Annotated in this window: 16 protein-coding genes and 1 pseudogene; 5 read left to right on the top strand and 12 right to left on the bottom strand. The window is 40.3% G+C overall.

Annotated elements, in window-relative coordinates; translation table 11 throughout:
* Positions 1-79: 79 nt before the first annotated feature.
* Positions 80-286, bottom strand: coding sequence for a hypothetical protein (locus HMPREF9074_RS04205; protein WP_009392768.1), 207 nt, complete (start codon positions 284-286; stop codon positions 80-82).
* Positions 287-415: 129 nt separating this feature from the next.
* Between HMPREF9074_RS04205 and mnmD the strand changes: the two genes are divergently transcribed.
* Positions 416-1,078, top strand: a complete 663-nt coding sequence (gene mnmD / locus HMPREF9074_RS04200; RefSeq protein ID WP_009392769.1) for a tRNA (5-methylaminomethyl-2-thiouridine)(34)-methyltransferase MnmC2 — start codon at positions 416-418, stop codon at positions 1,076-1,078.
* Here the strand turns inward: mnmD and HMPREF9074_RS04195 are convergent.
* The 6 genes and pseudogenes from HMPREF9074_RS04195 to HMPREF9074_RS12650 form a co-directional block, all read right to left on the bottom strand.
* The gene (locus tag HMPREF9074_RS04195) at positions 1,041-2,066 is read right to left on the bottom strand and encodes an o-succinylbenzoate synthase (protein WP_009392770.1); all 1,026 of its coding nucleotides are present in this window, start codon (positions 2,064-2,066) and stop codon (positions 1,041-1,043) included. The genes mnmD and HMPREF9074_RS04195 overlap by 38 nt on opposite strands.
* 38 nt (positions 2,067-2,104) lie before the next feature.
* Entirely contained in the window at positions 2,105-2,515 is a 411-nt protein-coding gene (tsaE, locus tag HMPREF9074_RS04190; protein ID WP_009392777.1) for a tRNA (adenosine(37)-N6)-threonylcarbamoyltransferase complex ATPase subunit type 1 TsaE, read from the bottom strand.
* A 154-nt stretch (positions 2,516-2,669) separates the two neighbouring features.
* Positions 2,670-3,374 (bottom strand): annotated as a pseudogene (locus tag HMPREF9074_RS04185) (Abi family protein); the annotation flags it as partial.
* A gap of 27 nt (positions 3,375-3,401) precedes the next feature.
* The gene (locus HMPREF9074_RS04180) at positions 3,402-3,830 is read right to left on the bottom strand and encodes a hypothetical protein (protein ID WP_009392781.1); all 429 of its coding nucleotides are present in this window, start codon (positions 3,828-3,830) and stop codon (positions 3,402-3,404) included.
* A 49-nt stretch (positions 3,831-3,879) separates the two neighbouring features.
* The gene (locus HMPREF9074_RS12055) at positions 3,880-4,185 is read right to left on the bottom strand and encodes a hypothetical protein (RefSeq protein WP_232297124.1); all 306 of its coding nucleotides are present in this window, start codon (positions 4,183-4,185) and stop codon (positions 3,880-3,882) included.
* Positions 4,186-4,235: 50 nt separating this feature from the next.
* On the bottom strand, positions 4,236-4,451 hold the full coding sequence (locus tag HMPREF9074_RS12650) for a hypothetical protein (RefSeq protein ID WP_034539761.1): 216 nt from the start codon (positions 4,449-4,451) through the stop codon (positions 4,236-4,238).
* Positions 4,452-4,631: 180 nt separating this feature from the next.
* Here HMPREF9074_RS12650 and HMPREF9074_RS04165 point away from each other — a divergent pair, with 180 nt between their 5' ends.
* The 4 genes from HMPREF9074_RS04165 (at position 4,632) to HMPREF9074_RS04150 (ending at position 9,836) form a co-directional block, all read left to right on the top strand.
* Positions 4,632-5,228, top strand: a complete 597-nt coding sequence (locus HMPREF9074_RS04165) for a hypothetical protein (RefSeq protein WP_155846589.1) — start codon at positions 4,632-4,634, stop codon at positions 5,226-5,228.
* Positions 5,229-5,414: 186 nt separating this feature from the next.
* Positions 5,415-6,488: a 3-dehydroquinate synthase gene (aroB, locus tag HMPREF9074_RS04160; RefSeq protein ID WP_009392788.1), complete on the top strand. Its 1,074-nt coding sequence runs from the start codon at positions 5,415-5,417 to the stop codon at positions 6,486-6,488.
* Between the two features lie 14 nt (positions 6,489-6,502).
* Positions 6,503-8,884, top strand: coding sequence for a reprolysin-like metallopeptidase (locus tag HMPREF9074_RS04155; RefSeq protein ID WP_009392792.1), 2,382 nt, complete (start codon positions 6,503-6,505; stop codon positions 8,882-8,884).
* A 19-nt stretch (positions 8,885-8,903) separates the two neighbouring features.
* Positions 8,904-9,836 carry a PorP/SprF family type IX secretion system membrane protein gene (locus HMPREF9074_RS04150; RefSeq protein ID WP_009392794.1) on the top strand — a complete coding sequence of 311 codons (933 nt, stop codon included), beginning with the start codon at positions 8,904-8,906 and terminating at the stop codon, positions 9,834-9,836.
* A gap of 43 nt (positions 9,837-9,879) precedes the next feature.
* Here the strand turns inward: HMPREF9074_RS04150 and HMPREF9074_RS04145 are convergent, their stop codons facing one another.
* The 5 genes from HMPREF9074_RS04145 to HMPREF9074_RS04125 all read right to left on the bottom strand — a co-directional run.
* Entirely contained in the window at positions 9,880-10,752 is an 873-nt protein-coding gene (locus HMPREF9074_RS04145) for a DUF4249 domain-containing protein (protein ID WP_009733844.1), read from the bottom strand.
* A gap of 23 nt (positions 10,753-10,775) precedes the next feature.
* On the bottom strand, positions 10,776-13,148 hold the full coding sequence (locus tag HMPREF9074_RS04140) for a TonB-dependent receptor (protein ID WP_009733845.1): 2,373 nt from the start codon (positions 13,146-13,148) through the stop codon (positions 10,776-10,778).
* 175 nt (positions 13,149-13,323) lie between these two features.
* The gene (locus HMPREF9074_RS04135; protein WP_009733846.1) at positions 13,324-14,196 is read right to left on the bottom strand and encodes an OmpA/MotB family protein; all 873 of its coding nucleotides are present in this window, start codon (positions 14,194-14,196) and stop codon (positions 13,324-13,326) included.
* Between the two features lie 63 nt (positions 14,197-14,259).
* Positions 14,260-15,933 carry an OstA-like protein gene (locus tag HMPREF9074_RS04130; RefSeq protein ID WP_009733847.1) on the bottom strand — a complete coding sequence of 558 codons (1,674 nt, stop codon included), beginning with the start codon at positions 15,931-15,933 and terminating at the stop codon, positions 14,260-14,262.
* 67 nt (positions 15,934-16,000) lie between these two features.
* Positions 16,001-16,325, bottom strand: a 325-nt coding sequence (locus tag HMPREF9074_RS04125) for a family 20 glycosylhydrolase (RefSeq protein ID WP_156961100.1), incomplete at its 5' end; no start/stop codon positions are given.

Here is a 16,325-nt window from a genome sequence, read left to right as displayed (position 1 = left end):
AGAAATGAGATAATATAATTACTACAAAATAATAATATATCATAGTATTGAATTTCAGCTTCTGAAGACCAAGATACTTTTAATTCTCTAATTGTTTCTTCCATCTTTCAATAAGCATTCTCGCCCCTGTTTGTACCTCTTCATTACTCTTTTTACGTCCTACATCAAGGTCTCTTAGCCCTCTATCAATAGATTGCAACAACGCTTCAGAAAGCTCTCCCTCCTGTACATAGCCTGTGGCTGATAGTACCTCTGGCTCATATTTATTAGTAAGTGTTGTCTTCATTTCGTTTTTATTATACTTCAAAATTTCGTCAAAGGTACAAATTATTTTTTAACTTTGTGCCCTAAAACTCAAAAAACTTTATATTTATTTCACAATCTATTAACTATTAAACAATTACACCTAATACCTATGAAACACGAACTTATACAAACTTCTGATGGCTCTACAAGTCTGTACATAGCAGACCTGCAAGAAACATACCATTCTAAACACGGAGCCCTACAAGAAACCCTGCACGTGTTTATACAAAATGGATTGCAACTATTTCGGCAACAAGCAGTCAGCATACTGGAAATAGGGTTTGGCACAGGGCTCAACGCCCTTGTTACCTACCTAAAACACACTGATTTGAACCTCAGCATACGCTACGAAACTGTAGAAGCCTATCCCCTATCGTGGGAAGAGGCTTCGCTAATGAATTTCCCTTCTGTACTCAACGCCCCTGCCCTATCGCCTATCTTTGAGCAGATGCACACTTGCGCGTGGGACGAACCTATTGCACTCTCTCCTACTTTCAGCTTCAAAAAACGTTTGCAGCGCTTTGAAGAGATTGACGACCCCGCTTCTTTCGACCTTATTTACTTCGATGCTTTTGGCGCACAAGTACAACCCGAACTCTGGGAGGTTTCTATCTTTCAAAAAATGTATAACGCCCTAAAACCCAATGGTTATTTAGTGACCTATGCTGCTAAGGGCAGTGTACGGCGCGCTATGCAGGCTTGTGGCTTCGGCGTAGAACGATTGCCAGGCCCACCTATGAAAAGGGAAATGCTACGGGCTCGGAAGGGTTAAACCTTAGCTGTCCGCCCTCTACTGACAAAGGGAAAGGCAGGTTATTAGTGTACAAAGCCCCTGTGCCTAAGCCTTGTGGCATAGTGCTATGCAGCGTGTACGTCCACTGAGCAATAGCGTTTAGCCCTATGTTACTCTCTAAAGCTGACGTTACCCACCAGCCTATTTGGTGTGCTTCGGCAAGGGCTATCCACTCTTCACTACCTCTGTATCCACCTATAAGCGAAGGTTTTAAGATAATATATTGCGGCTTTATCTCAGTGATAAGTCGCTTTTTTTGTGCGGAATCGAAAATACCTATCAGCTCCTCGTCTAGGGCAATGGGTAGCGGTGAGGTGCGGCAGAGTTGCGCCATAGCCTCCCACTGTCCAGCCTTGATAGGTTGTTCGATAGAATGCAATTGCAGTTCGGCTAAACGCGCGAGCACCTCAGGCGCTTCAGCTGGTGTGAAAGCCCCATTAGCATCGACCCTTATCTCTATATCTTCTGCTGAAAACTCTTTGCGCAACGCCTTGAGAATACGATACTCTTCTTCAAAAGCTATCGCCCCTATCTTCATCTTAATACACCTAAAACCCTGCACGAGTTTCTCTCTTATCTGCGTCTTCATATAATCGGGGGTACCCATCCAGATAAGTCCGTTGATGGCGATAGCGTCTTTGCCCGCTGTAAAATCGGACGGGAAAAGCTCATACCACTGAGCGGCTGCCACTGACCTGAAGGCTTGTTCTACCCCAAACTGTATAGACGGAAAAGCCATAAGCTGAGCGAGCAACGCCCCCTCGCCTAAATGGATATGCGCCTGCACCCACTGCAAGGTAGCCTCGTAGTCGGGTACATCATCAGCACTTAAGCCCCGAAAGAGATTGCACTCGCCTATGCCCCTCTTACCATCGCGTTCTATCACTAAGAAATACGTGTCTTTAGAGGTCAGCACTCCGCGTGAAGTACCCGCTGGACGTTTAAAATGAAGCGTATATTTGTACATAATTTGTCAATTTGCTGATTTGTCGATTTGTCGATTTGTCAATTATTAATTGTTAGTTTTCTATGGTTTTTATCGATTTGTATCAGCTCTATTACGCTGTACTGCTCTGGTAGGTATTTTTCTACTCGTTCAGCCCACTCTATAAAGCACCAATCACCTGAAAATAGGTATTCTTCAAAACCTATATCAAAGGCTTCTTCGGGACTTTTTAGTCGGTAGAAATCGAAGTGATAAATTCTGCTGTCTGTACCTTCATAAGGATTTACTAAGCTAAAAGTAGGACTCGACACATTATCAGTACTGCCCAAGGCTTTGACTAATGCCTTGATAAGGGTGGTCTTGCCAAAACCCATAGCCCCTTTAAAAATAACTACTTTGTGCTTGAGCAGCGGTAAGACCTTTTCGGCTACTGCCTCAATATCGGCTAATGTATAAGTGATTTGCGTCATAATCTTATTATTTTGGGCAAAGTTATAAAAAAAATGCTCAGGGCAAGCCTGAGCATTGAATTATTGTTATTTTAGAGTGCATAACCAATGCTGAGAGAGGTGAGGCACTATTTTTCTACCGCAAAAGTACAATATTTTTCTTAATCAGCAAAAATTACAGGTTAAAAACTTTCATTTTATTTTTTATAACACTATTAATCACCTGATTTTCATTATGTTTATGCAATGTACTGCGAATACTATCTAACATATCTTTCTCTCTTGAAGGTGATATTTTTCTGAGTATATAAGCAATTACTTTTATACAAGCCAATAAAGAATGGTTATCTCTTTCAAAAGAAACTTCTGGAATAGATAAAATGCCTTTGGGAGTATTAAAATCAAACAAAACAGCAGAATGAGCACAAGTATTCCTCACTAATACAATAGTTTCCATAAAACTGATAAACTTTTTAGGCTTCTTTATACCATAAAGATTAGAAATCTCTTCTTTTATATCATCTTGAATAAGATTTTTATAAATCTTCAATATCATTCCAAAAGAGAAAAACTCTAATGTCTTCCAAGCAGGAGCGTATATATCATTGGGATATTTAGCGTGATGCCTCTTTATAGGAGCATTATTTCTTATAAAATCTTGATTGTAGAACTTATTTATATTGTTTATGAAATTTTGCGAAATTACCGCTGAATCTGCAAACCAAGCAGGAAAAGACTTATACTTGTTTGAAACATAATAGATGAGCTTAGTCCTAAAATTTATCTCAATTCTATTAATATATCTCATCAGAATATTTCGCAAATCTACATCTAAATAATATAATGCTACGACATCTGAAAATTTTGTTTCTAACCTAAAATTACATTTTTTTGTATTTTATGCAAATCAAATATAACCGACCCACATATTTGTCCTTCCTCCTTTCCTATCAAAAGCGGCTCCCACCTTTCCCCAGACAAACTCCCACTCTTCCCCTATGTGTGCTGCAAGCCATTTTTTATATAGTTTTTCGGTTTGTAGTTCATATTCCTCTGTCCAGCTTTCCCAAGGTGTATATCTTTCTTTCATAGAAAAAAATATCGTTTCGAGTTTTTCTCCTTCAAAACAAATAGAAATATCAAACTCTTTTCCCTCAAAAGGACATTTTTCAAAATAAATCCAATAAAACCCTGTCCCCACATCCCAGATATCATTATCAGGAAACAGCTCTCTGAGCGAGGAAAAAGTAGTTTTAGAAGAAATCACTACACCGTTTATAAGAAAAAAATCTCCATTTTCAGTATCTAAAAATAATATAGATTTTGTGCTGTTCATTTTTTATTCTATTAAAATATTTTTAATTTTATGGCTGCTTGCTCAAATCTTACATTTCCTCTCCTATTTCTTTTAAAAAATCATCCATCGCCTCAAAGGAACTTTCTGATGAAGATGCATACACCAGCTGCTCACCTCCATCTAAAACCACTATGCTGTCAGTAGCCCCGCCATAGAATTCCGCTCCTTGTAACCAATGGCGTATAGCGAAAGGCTTTTTGGGAAAATGGGCTTTTATAGCATCCAAATCTTCGGAAGTAATGAATTTAAATCCTTCATAAGTATAAGGCAAAGCAAATACCGCCTGCAAGTGAGCCATAGCCAACAAAAATTCAGATAATGTATCGCATTCCACCTGCCATTCTTTTTGGTTATAGCTAACATATACCTTAGGGTTTTCTTCGCCTAAATCTCCCTTTGCGATTGCCCATAAACAACAATTTTGATTTTCTGCATAAAATTATGATTTTTATCAGTAAACGGACACCAATAAAAACCTAATCTATAATATCCTATATCTAAAAGATGTTCTTTTATCTTATCTTCTTTTAAATCAAATTTCATTCCCCTTGATGCTAATTTCTCTATCTGTTGAGCAAAATCTGTAGCTATATTTCCCATAAAAAATCTTTTAAATAAATGCAAAAATATGTTATTTTTTCGGATTAACAAGTGTAATAATAAAAGTTTATCTCTACACAGTACTAACATTAGGTTAGTAATCTATGAGAATATTTGTTACTTTAAGTAATAATATATACATTTGCGGAGTAATTAATAAAAAATAAGCATATGAAACTGATGAAGTATTTTATTTGTACCCTCTTGTGTGTTTGCAGTTTGGGGTTATCGGCACAAGAAGACAATACTTTCCTATCTAAATGGGGAATAGAATTTGGTGCAAGCGTGGGGCGCGCTCAGCTTACAGGTAATGAGTTGGCACTAAACGGAATGACCTCTAATGGGAATTGGTTAGTGAGCTATTACGCCACCGAAAGGGTGCGCTTTCAAACAGGTATAAGTATGTCGTTTTTTAGCAACGGAAGCCTTACCGCTGATAACTACTACAATACCAATGCTACCTTTATAGGTATTCCTGCTAAAATAGTCTTTTCGATAACCGAAATTGCTCCTAAAAAAGCGGCTATAGTACTCGGTATAGGGGTACAAGCTAACAAGGCTATAAACTACCAGCTGGAAACAAAGGATTTTAGCAAAAGTACAAGCAGCGGGAGTGTATTTTTAGGAGTACCTATAAGTATAGGGGTAGAAAGTAAGTTATCCGATAATTATACTTTAGGCTTTTACCTCTCAACCCAAGTGGTAACCAAAAGCTATAAAAACTACCGCCTACAAAATAATGATTTGCTAAGAGTTGCGGTATCTTATCGTTTTTAAATAGTATTTCTTTCTATTTTTTAGACAATTATTAGACACTTACTCTTCGCTCATTGTTCGCTTATCCTTCGCTCTTCCTATATGGTTTGTATATCGTTTGTATAGGGTAGGTGGCTTTAGAAATTTTTTCTGTTTGCTCATCTGCTGATTGTTTATTATTTTTGCAGCATTAAATTTGATTAAGATATGTACCCAGATAGTATTGAAGCACAACACTACCAAGTATATTTTAACGATGAGGGCTTTAATTTCCTCAATCGTTTTGTGGCTGAACAACGCCCCTCTAAAATATTCCTTTTAGCCGATAAGCATACTAACGAATGTTGTACCCCTATAGTGCTATCGCTATTGGCTACTGATATTCCCTTGGAAATCATAGAGATAGAAGCTGGAGAAACCCATAAACACATCGATACTTGTACCCAAGTGTGGTACGCCCTCTCTGAACTGGGAGCTGACCGCAAAAGTCTGCTTATCAATATAGGGGGCGGGGTCGTTACTGACTTAGGTGGTTTTGTCGCCTCTACTTATATGCGGGGTATCCCTTTCATCAATGTACCTACGAGCTTGCTAGCGATGGTCGATGCTTCAGTAGGCGGTAAAACAGGTGTTGATTTGGGCGCTCTTAAGAACCTTGTGGGGGTGATTAACAATCCGAAGGGGGTGCTTATCTACCCTGATTTTCTCGCTACTCTGCCCACTGAAGAACTGTGCAGCGGTATGGCTGAGATGTTTAAACACGGACTGATAAGCGATGAGGGCTATTGGCATAAGATGTGTAACCTAAGCGAACTGACTGAGGCTCACCTCGGTAGCCTTATCTATGAGTCGGTAGTTATCAAAAACGAAGTGGTAACCCAAGACCCTACCGAAAAAGGACTGCGCAAGACCCTGAACTACGGGCATACGCTGGGGCACGCTATAGAGTCGTATTGCCTACAAAACCCTAACCGCGAACGACTGCTACACGGCGAGGCTATCGCTATAGGTATGGTACTGGCAACTTACCTTTCGGTGAAAGAATTAGGCTTTTCGATGGAAAAATGTGACGAAGTGAAGGCTGTTTTGGGTGAATACTTCAGAAAACAAGAGTTTACGTATGAAGAAATCACCGATATTTGTCAGTTGATGCGTTTTGACAAGAAAAATGTAAGTGGAAATGTACATTTCGTACTCTTGGAGGCTATAGGAAAGCCCAAAATAGACTGTATAGTGCCTTACGAAGAGATTTATAAGGCATTTGAATATTATTTGAATTAGAAGAAGGACGCCTAATGAAGTATTTTTATAAAAATATCAGTTTGCTATGGTTGCTGTTATTAGCGAGCCTCTCGGCTGAGGGGCAGCAGCATTATTGGCGCAAAGCTGAACTTAAGCAACAACGCAGTGACACCAATCTATCGGCTGTGGCACAGTACTTTACCTTAGACAAAGACGCTTTTGGCAGGGTGCTGCGCGGGGCTACTACGGCTCGTGGGGGTACAATAGTAGAGATACCCAATGCTAAAGGGCAGCTTATCAGTTACCGCATTACTCCTACGCAGGTACTCTCTGACGAATTGGCGCAAAAATATCCGTCCATACTCACTTTTGAAGGGGTAGGCGTAGATGATGATTCGCAACGCATACGCTTCACTTTCAGCGACTTTGGTTTAGATGCTATTATGCAGCAAAACCTACATTACGCTTTTGTAGAAGCTGAAGAGCACGGAGGCAACCTCTACCGCGTTTACTACTACAGTGATGCTGGAAAGATACCATTGGAGTGCGCAACACTTGCCGCCCAACTGCCACAACCCTCGCCTACCCAACGCCCTACCTATCAGACAAAAGCTGTACAGCGTACTTTTCGCATCGCTATAGCTTGTACCCCTCAGTACACTGAATACTTCTGGGGAAAAGACGAGGCTTTTGCACAGATAGTCAATACTTTAAACCGAGTGAACGCTGTGTATGGGCAGCAGTTATCGGTAGCTTTTCAGTTAGTTTCTGACAAAAATATAATCTTTGATGATAAAACTAATGACCCTTTTTCGAGTATCAACTACAACGATTGGGATTATAGCTCTGGTGTGCTACAACAATTATTAGACGATAAAGTAGGGAATGCTAATTATGATATAGGGCACCTATTCCACAACGGCAACAACGGGGGCAATGCGGGCTGTATAGGGTGCGTTTGTAGTCCCGACCGCAAAGGACAAGGCTTTTCTTCTTATCCTTTTGCGAGAATGGGGCGCTTCCGCAGTGCTTTTGATATAGATGTTGTAGCCCACGAAATCGGTCATCAGATGGGCGCAACCCATACGTTTTCTTACAGACGTGAATACGGTTCTGATTCGCAAATGGAGCCCGGTAGTGGCAGTACGATTATGAGCTATGCAGGGGTGAGTGGTAGCTACGACCTACAAGCGCATAACGACCCCTATTTTCACCACCGCAGTGTGTACGACATCAGTACCTTTATAGATATTACCTCTTGTGCTACCGAGCAACCCACCCATAACACTCCGCCTGACATACCAGACCTGCCGAGCTATACCATACCCAAAAGTACCGCCTATCTGTTAGAGGGTACGGCTACAGATGCTGATGGCGATTCGCTGCTGTACACGTGGGAACAGGCTGATAATCGGACTAATGGAAGTGGTTATTACTTTTCGCCGTTGCTCAATAATGGCGCTACGGCACGCTCGCTACCTCCCTCTACTCTACCCTATCGTTATATACCCCGCTTGTCGCGCATAGTGGCGGGGACTCTCACCCAAGAAAACCCTAAAAGGAATGATGCGTGGGAAACGGTATTGAACAAAGGGCGTACCTTACACTGGTCGTTTGTGGTGATAGACCGCCCTAATGCTGCTAACCAGATGGGCAATACTGCCTACAAGACCATAGAAGTAGTAGTAAATGACGATGCAGGCCCTTTTGTTATCACTTCGCAAAGCCAGCCTACTACGTGGATAATGGGGGAGAAAGTAACTATAAACTGGAATGTTGCTGGCACTGACCAAGCCCCTATAAGCGCTAAAAAAATGAAGCTGCTCTTATCTACCGATGGTGGAGAAACCTTTTCGGTAACGCTCGCAACGGGTTTGTCTAATACTGGAAAAGCTGTGATAGAAGTCCCTGCAGGAACTAAGACTACTAAGGGTAGACTGATGCTAAAAGCTGAAGATAATATATTTTTAGCGGTAAATGCAGCTACTATCACCATAAAAGAAGATACCGATGACGATGGCGATGGGGTATACTCGTTGCACGACAACTGTCCGCACACCTATAACCCAGACCAGACTGATACTGATGGTGATGGCATAGGCGATGCTTGCGATGACGATATAGACGGCGATGGGATTCCTAACGAGCAAGACAACGAAATAGACCAAGTGCTTATCCCTAATGCTTTTACCCCTAATGGCGATGGCATTAACGACTTTTACACTATTATCCGTGCTGAACGCTACCCGCATAACACGCTATACATCTACGATACATTAGGAAATGAAGTGTATCGTGCCAAAGGTTATAAAAACCAATGGAATGGTTACCACACTAACGGCAAACGCTTGCCGCAAGGGGCATATCAGTACCTTTTTAGTACAGACGGCAGTAAGCAGCAAGAAAAGCGCGGATGGCTGTACCTCAATTATTAAATAAAAAGATTAATATATAATGAAGAAACTCTTATTGAGCCTTACGTTGCTCGCTCTTGGCCTTGCTAAAGCCCAATCTATAGACCCGTCTTACATTTTCTATCACCAGCATCAGAACTTAGTAAATCCTGCGGCTGTAGGCTTAGAGGTGGGGCATACTGTGTCGGTAGATATTCGCAACCAATTTCGCGATATGATAGAAGCCCCTCTTACGCAGACTTTTTTTACTACACATCGCCTTTCTGAGCGGGTAGGAATGGGCTTTTCGATAGCTAATAACAAGGTTTTTATACAAAAACAAGCGGCTCTGTACCTTGATTTATCTTACAGTATTCCTATTAGCTATAACTCTAATCTGATAGCGGGAGTGAAGTTTGGTGGGGATTTTTTTAATATTGACGGAGGAGAAATACGCAACTATAACTACCTATACAACAATTTTTACCCTAATGGTAGCCGTATGCACCCTACTTATTATTACGATTCGTATCTAAACAGTATTTCGGGTAAGTTTCAGACGAACTTCGGCACAGGCTTATACTATGACCACCCTGATTTTTATATAGGTTTTTCGATGCCTAATATGCTGGTTTCTGATAGGGTACGCCTCGATAATGACGTAATGACCTCGATAGCTGAGAATATGTATTACTATATATTAGCGGGCTACCATTGGCGCATAGATAGTGATGTGACTATCAAGCCCCGCCTGCAATGGCGTTTGGCTAAAGGGAATACCCCCTCTGCTGACCTTACGATAGCGGGGAACTTTGCCCACCGTGCTGAATTGGGCATTACCTATCGCACTGAAAAAGCGGCAAGTGCCTACGTGCTTTTCGATATACCCAACTACTACGTAGCTATAGGTTATGGTTTTGAGAGTTACTTCCAAAGCCACCTTAACCTACAGTCGCGTAACTCTCACGAGTTTTTGGTGCAGTTTAAGTGGTGATTATCAATTTGCCGATTTATCGATTTGTCGATTGGCTGATTTGCTACTTAACTGTGTATTGGAGTGTGGTATATTGTGATACGCGGAAAGCTCCGAGAGGGTTTTCGCGTTTGTTAGTGGTATTGACAATATTGCCTATAGGACGGGTTGGAATAGCAAATGGGCTTTGTCTTCCTGACTGTTGGATAATCGTCTGTAGGAAGTTTTTATATTCAGGTTGAATGCGGTAGAGAAGAACATTCACTACATCGTCTTTCTTGAGCTTTTCATCATTATCAACCCCCGTCATTACGAAGAAGAAGCGGTTATTGGCAATATAGTTATCATCTAAAACGCCATAGGTAGTTTTTGTGGTATTATTCTGAGACAACTTGACCAGATAAGCATTGGCTACCCCATCATTAATACCTTCAAAATAAAAACGCAACTCTTTGCGGTCGCCCAAAAAGCCTCCATTTTCTTTTTGTACAATTCTATTAGAAGCCATTACGGGGGCTTCGAGCATTTTATCCTTAGCTGTATAAGTTTGTCCGTTGAGCTCTATTATCAGCTCGTAATTTTTGCCTAACTGAGGCGCAATACCCGCAGGGAACACATAACGACTACCGCCTTTTAACGGAGTTAGATTATCAGAGGTTATAGTAGAAGTGCCGTCCCAAAGAGTAAGGTTATAGGTTTGGCTATCTGAAATAATCTTCACCACAGCATTATTTACTGCAGGGGAGTGTGTTTCAGCAAAATAAGGTTCGGTATAGCTAATATCAACTATAGGGTAGGCTTTTGCTTCCCCTTTCTTCCAGTCGAGAGCAGCATCAATTACTAATTTCTGAGGGGCCGTGTCTAACTTTAAGTCGATGACCTCTTCGCAAGAAGTCAGAGCTAAGGCACTGAGGAGTATAATATAAAGATTTTTCATTCTGTTTGTAATTATTTATAGGATTAGAAACTAAAGTTATACGTTACACTAGGTATAATACCAAAAATAGAAAGTTTTACGGCCTCATTGCGCTTGGTATCTTCGTTTTCGCGGAAAGAGACGCTGACAGCATTCTTGCGGTTATACACGTTGTACACCCCAAATACCCATTCGCCTTTCCAACGCTTATTAGTGCGCTCGGGAGTATAGGTAGCCGAAAGGTCTAAACGGTGATAAGTAGGCAGGCGGTATTCGTTGCGCTTGCTATAAACAGGAAGAGTTTTGCCTAAGTAGCTATAACGCCCTACAGGATAATTAGTTGGTAACCCCGACTGTAGGTTGAATACTGCCCCAAACGTCCATTTAGGAGAGGCTTCGTAAGTAGCCGTGATAGAGAGGTCGTGAGGTTTATCGTAAGCTGCACTATACCAATCGCCGTAGTTAATACCTATTTCGTCAGGAGTACGCCCTTTGGTTTGCATTTCTGATTTAGAAAGCGTATAGGCTATCCAGCCTGTTAGTTTGCCTGTATTTTTGCGTAATAGCACTTCTAAACCGTAAGCTCTATTTTCTCCTGAAAGTAGCACACGCTCAATAGCCTCATTAGCAACAAGATTTGCCCCATCGATATAATCTAAGCGGTTTTGTACTTTTTTATAATAAGTCTCTACCTCTACGCTATATTTATCTTCAAAAATATTAGAAGCATAACCTAATGCTACTTGGTCTGCAATTTGTGGCTTGATAAACTCATCACTTGGCGCCCAGACATTCAAAGGAGAAGGTGAGGCTGTGTTAGAAATCAGATGTACATACTGAGCTGTACGTGCATAGCTCGCTTTTACCGACTTGGTATCGCTAAAAGCATAACTCATCGTAAAGCGAGGTTCAAAATTAGAATACAAGTCGATAATACGATTGCTACCATAGTATTTAGTGCCTATAGCAGAACCTTGGTAATACACTTGTCGGTTGGCATTATACCCTACTGGATTATTGTTAGCATATACATTTACAGTACGTTTCCCTAAACTATAAAAATTACTGAAACGCAATCCGTACGACAGTGTAAGAGCATCTCCTAACTTCTGCTCGGCATCGGCATAAAAGCCCATTTCGGCAGCATATCTGTGCTCAAGTATGCGCTCTTGTATAGTAGAAGCAGAGGTTTTAGGTACTATTTTACCAGGTTTAAACACATAGTATAAGCCTTGAAATCCATAAGTGAGTTTGAATTTTTCGGAAATATAGTTTTTGAAGTCGTATTTCAGGTTGAAATTCTCAATTCCTGAAGTCCATTTCATATCAATAAAACTAAAATCGAACTTATAGTCGTAATTGCTGTAAATGGCTGAAAGGTTAGAGAAGAGTTTATCAGTAAAAAGATGATTCCAACGCAAATTTATCAAGGCATTGCCGTAAGTATTGGTAAGGTTTTCGCTAAGTATAAAACTATCGCGACCAAAATAGCCAGAAAGATATAAAGCGTTATTAGGATTCAGCTGATAAGAGAGTTTAGTATTGAGGTCATAGAAATAGGCTGAGTTTTTATTATCACTCAACTTCAAGAAAAGATGCGCATACGAAGCACGCCCCCCAATAAGAAAAGAGGCTTTGTCTTTTAGAATAGGTCCTTCAGCAAGTAAGCGAGACGAGAGGACACCTATACCGCCCGTAGCAGCAAACTTATTCTTATTACCTTCTTTTTGATAAATATCTAAAACAGAAGCAATACGCCCACCATAACGCGCTGGTATTCCCCCTTTGTAGAGCTTCATATCGCGTACGGCATCAGCATTGAAGACACTTAGAAAGCCAAAAAGGTGAGAGGCATTGAAGATAGTTGCTTCATCGAGAAGCACTAAGTTTTGGTCAGCAGCCCCTCCACGCACATTGAAGCCTGATGATGCCTCGCCTGCATTGCTAACACCAGGCATCTGCATTAGGGTTTTAATAATATCTACTTCGCCTACTAATACTGGAAGCTTTTTCACTGTAGTAATAGGAATAGTCGCTACACTCATTTCGGGTTTGCGCACCTCTGTTTTTTGTACAGTATTATGAGCGGTAATCTCTACCCCTGTCAGCGCAATTTCTTCAGGTATTAGTTTGTAGTCTTTGCGAATATTTTTATTAAGTACTATTGTTTCTTCGCGAGTGCCATAGCCTATATATTCTATTGATAGGGTGTATTTCCCCTCTGGAAGGGTAATAGAATAAAAGCCATACTCGTTAGTAGAAGTGCCGGTGTGCAGTTCTTTGATAACGAAGTTTACCCCTAATAGTTTTTCACCATTAGAAGCATCGGATATTGAACCACTAAGCGTATATTTATGTTGAGCAAAAATAGCTGTTGTTGTTACTAAAAAAAATAGTAGTAAGCACTTTTTTTTCATAGGTTATCTATTATCTTGTCTTATTTTGGGTGCAAAGGTATAAATAAACTTTTGATACAAAAAAAGTTTTTGCATTTCTATACAAAATAAAATATTTCCTATACAAAAAGTCAGCTATTAGTGTAGGCTAATAGCTGACTTTTATCTGATTTACCAATTTTTTCAATTTTGCTAATTATTTTCCTTTTCCTCCGATAGCAGGGTCTTTCATACCCTCTTCTATCATAGTGTAGAACTGGTCGAGCTTAGGCAATACCACTATGCGGGTACGGCGATTTTGAGCACGGCCTTCGGCAGTAGTGTTAGAAGCTACAGGCACGTAGTAGCTGCGCCCAGCAGCGGTCATACGCTCAGGTGCAATACCAAAATCGTTTTGTAGCACTCGTACTATTTCGGTAGCACGCATTACGCTTAAATCCCAGTTATCACGTATACAGTCTTTCTTAATTCTCACATCATCAGTGTGTCCTTCTACCATAAACTCGAAGTCTGGCTTGTTTTTCACTACCTTAGCCACTTTTTCGAGTACATTTTTAGCATTTTTAGAGATTGTATAGCTACCACTGCTAAACAACATCTTGTCTGATATATTGATAAATACTACCCCTTTTTCTACTTTTATATCTACATCTTGGTCGTCAAGATTGCCTAATACCCCTTTTAGACTTTGTACTAAAGCTAGGTTTACAGAGTCGCGACGGGTAACAGCATCGCGTAGGTTTTTGATAGTAAGGTCTTTCTCGCGTAGGCTTTCTAATGATTTTTCAAGGTTTTCAGCTCCTTTTTGGGTAAGAGTAGTAAGATTGCCCATATTGTGTATGAGCTGCTGATTGTTCTCCTTTAGTAGCTCATTTTGATTTTTTAGACTTTCTGCCTTATAGGTCAATTTATTCTTTTCATCTAAACACATATTCAACTTCACAGTTGCGCTGTTTAGCAAATCTTCTGTTTGTTTGTGTCTCGCCTCTAATTCAGCATATTTTTTCTTAGACACACATCCTGTGGTCAGTAGCGCCAATCCTGCAATGGCAATAAATAATTTCTTCATATTGTTCTGTTTTTTTTATATATTCTCGTTAATTTAAGTGTGCAATAAAAATGCCAACCTTGTCTATTTCTCTTTTTTAGGAGAGTTTTGCATTGGTAGTGACTCAGTCTTCTGAGTACTTTTGCTCAGTGCATTTTCTACCTCATCTATCTCCTCTGGCGTCTTCATTCCCTTTATTTCTTTAGGTTTTAGCTGTTTTTCCTCTTCACTAAAAATAGCCTCTTTAGAAGCAATACGTTCGTCTCCACGCCATACAAACTCTTTGAACTTACGATCATTGATATGCAACTTGTCTTCTGGATACAAATTGCCCGAAGGCTGTGTAATGAACACGGTTTGCAGTATCTGTTGGTCTTTATCTAAATACAACTTAATATGGCTGCAACTCAGTTTGTTGATTCCGATGAGCTCTTTGGTGTCGTTATACACGTAATAGATAGACTCAGTATTCTGTAGGAAATCAATCTGGCGCAAGGCATTGTTTTTGAATTTTCCATATAAAAACTTGCCTTTCACTTGGTTATAACCAGTACCTAGGGTATCTTTCTCTATTACCAAAGCATTCTGGAAGACTTTTAGCGAGTCTAACTGCTCTGTTTTCAGATTGGCTATCAGGTGTATATTATCGCCTGTCATCTGGCTTTCACCCGTCCAAGCGACTGGTTTACCTACTAATTGAGTAAGTCCGTTTGCCTCGTTGGAGTGTATTGAGTCGCATTTGGCTTGCATATCCGATTTGAATATACGCGCATCGGGATAAGCACGAATAATACGATGTTTATTCTTGCCCGTAACTAATATGCGTTTGCCGTGCATATACAAAGAATCTTTCTCTACTAAACTGATTATCAAGGCTTTTTTTGTAATAAACATCGAGTCTTTCGCCTTGTGTATCTCTCCGTAATGCCCTTTAACAAAGGTTTTATTTATGGTGTCTGAAATAAATATATTATTAGAACCTGAGGCAAACTGACGGCGTTTATCAAAATACAAACTGTCGCCTACCAACGTTTTCTGGTCGTACTCTATTTTGGCATTTTTCATAAAATAGCCCTGCTCACGCCGCGTATCATAATAACCTCTCTCGCAATAAACCTTATAGTCAGCCCCTGCGATAGTGGTTTTGCCATAAAAATAAGCATTGCCAGAATTGTGGTAATAATCTAATACCTGTGAGTGTACGGTAAAATCTTTGTTTACTATCTTTACCGAATTAGTAAACTGATTTTTCTTGGTAGTGGCATAGTACTTACCTGTTTTACTGGTCAGCTCATTATCAGGGTCGGTTATCTTTCCAAAATTGTTATAATAAGCCTCTTGCGTATTGCGGTCAAAGAAAAGCTCTTGGGTTTCAAGGGTCATATTGCCGTTGCGCAATACTACATTTTGCTTAGCTACAGCTGTTTTAGTATTTCCTTTATAGGCTACATACTGACTATTCATCTGCAAGGTATCGCCCTGTTGTAGCACCACATCGCCGTGAGCTATCACCTCATTACGCTCTTCGTACAAGACCGCCAAGTCACACCAAACCTCTAACCCTTGATGCCGAAACTGAACCCGCTGCCCATCTGTTTTAAATATAGTGGCTCCAGGGTATTTAACATTGTCAATAGTGAATTCGCCCCCATAGATAATTTCTATCCGCTTAGTTTTTGGGGGTTCCGTTTGTGCTATCGCCTCTTGTAACCAGAAAGCAAAAACGGATAATAATATGTAAAAAAAACTATTTTTCATTCAGAAGTAACTCATTGAGAATGCAAAGATAGAAAATAATTGACAATTGACAATTGACTATCGACAATTAATTTGCTAACTCTACTGGTACTCTATAGTTCACCCCTTGATGCCATAGATAGTTAAGCTGCCCCTCTAAGCGGTCTACAAATGTCTGCCAAGAACGTTGTGGCATTTGTGTCCAACCTACTTCTGAAAGGGCAAGTGCCCGTGGATAGGTCATATAAAAAGCCCTAAAAAGGTCTTTTACGCTTTCACCCCAAATAGTTGCTTCTACCCCCAAAATATGTTGCTTTTCTTGTTCGGTTGTAAGCGTAAAAGCAGGGTTGAACTCATACACACGCTGCAGGCTAAGGGTAGGCATCCAACCTACATTAGGAAGGTCGTCTTTT

Origin of the sequence: Capnocytophaga sp. oral taxon 329 str. F0087 (assembly GCF_000213295.2) — a bacterium.
GTDB classification, from domain to species: Bacteria; Bacteroidota; Bacteroidia; order Flavobacteriales; family Flavobacteriaceae; genus Capnocytophaga; species Capnocytophaga leadbetteri_A.
The sequence above is the reverse complement of the archived record's forward strand: the minus strand, read 5'-3'. Positions and strand labels throughout refer to the sequence as shown.

Bases quoted from the DNA above. Each gene is read 5' to 3' on its own strand.
- HMPREF9074_RS04130 (WP_009733847.1), bottom strand. From the start codon at position 15,933: ATGAAAAATAGTTTTTTTTACATATTATTATCCGTTTTTGCTTTCTGG.
- HMPREF9074_RS04145 (WP_009733844.1), bottom strand. From the start codon at position 10,752: ATGAAAAATCTTTATATTATACTCCTCAGTGCCTTAGCTCTGACTTCT.
- tsaE (WP_009392777.1), bottom strand. From the start codon at position 2,515: ATGACGCAAATCACTTATACATTAGCCGATATTGAGGCAGTAGCCGAA.
- HMPREF9074_RS04180 (WP_009392781.1), bottom strand. From the start codon at position 3,830: ATGAACAGCACAAAATCTATATTATTTTTAGATACTGAAAATGGAGAT.
- HMPREF9074_RS04195 (WP_009392770.1), bottom strand. From the start codon at position 2,066: ATGTACAAATATACGCTTCATTTTAAACGTCCAGCGGGTACTTCACGC.
- HMPREF9074_RS04140 (WP_009733845.1), bottom strand. From the start codon at position 13,148: ATGAAAAAAAAGTGCTTACTACTATTTTTTTTAGTAACAACAACAGCT.
- HMPREF9074_RS12650 (WP_034539761.1), bottom strand. From the start codon at position 4,451: ATGGGAAATATAGCTACAGATTTTGCTCAACAGATAGAGAAATTAGCA.
- aroB (WP_009392788.1), top strand. From the start codon at position 5,415: ATGTACCCAGATAGTATTGAAGCACAACACTACCAAGTATATTTTAAC.
- HMPREF9074_RS04205 (WP_009392768.1), bottom strand. From the start codon at position 286: ATGAAGACAACACTTACTAATAAATATGAGCCAGAGGTACTATCAGCC.
- HMPREF9074_RS04150 (WP_009392794.1), top strand. From the start codon at position 8,904: ATGAAGAAACTCTTATTGAGCCTTACGTTGCTCGCTCTTGGCCTTGCT.
- mnmD (WP_009392769.1), top strand. From the start codon at position 416: ATGAAACACGAACTTATACAAACTTCTGATGGCTCTACAAGTCTGTAC.
- HMPREF9074_RS04165 (WP_155846589.1), top strand. From the start codon at position 4,632: ATGAAGTATTTTATTTGTACCCTCTTGTGTGTTTGCAGTTTGGGGTTA.
- HMPREF9074_RS04155 (WP_009392792.1), top strand. From the start codon at position 6,503: ATGAAGTATTTTTATAAAAATATCAGTTTGCTATGGTTGCTGTTATTA.
- HMPREF9074_RS04135 (WP_009733846.1), bottom strand. From the start codon at position 14,196: ATGAAGAAATTATTTATTGCCATTGCAGGATTGGCGCTACTGACCACA.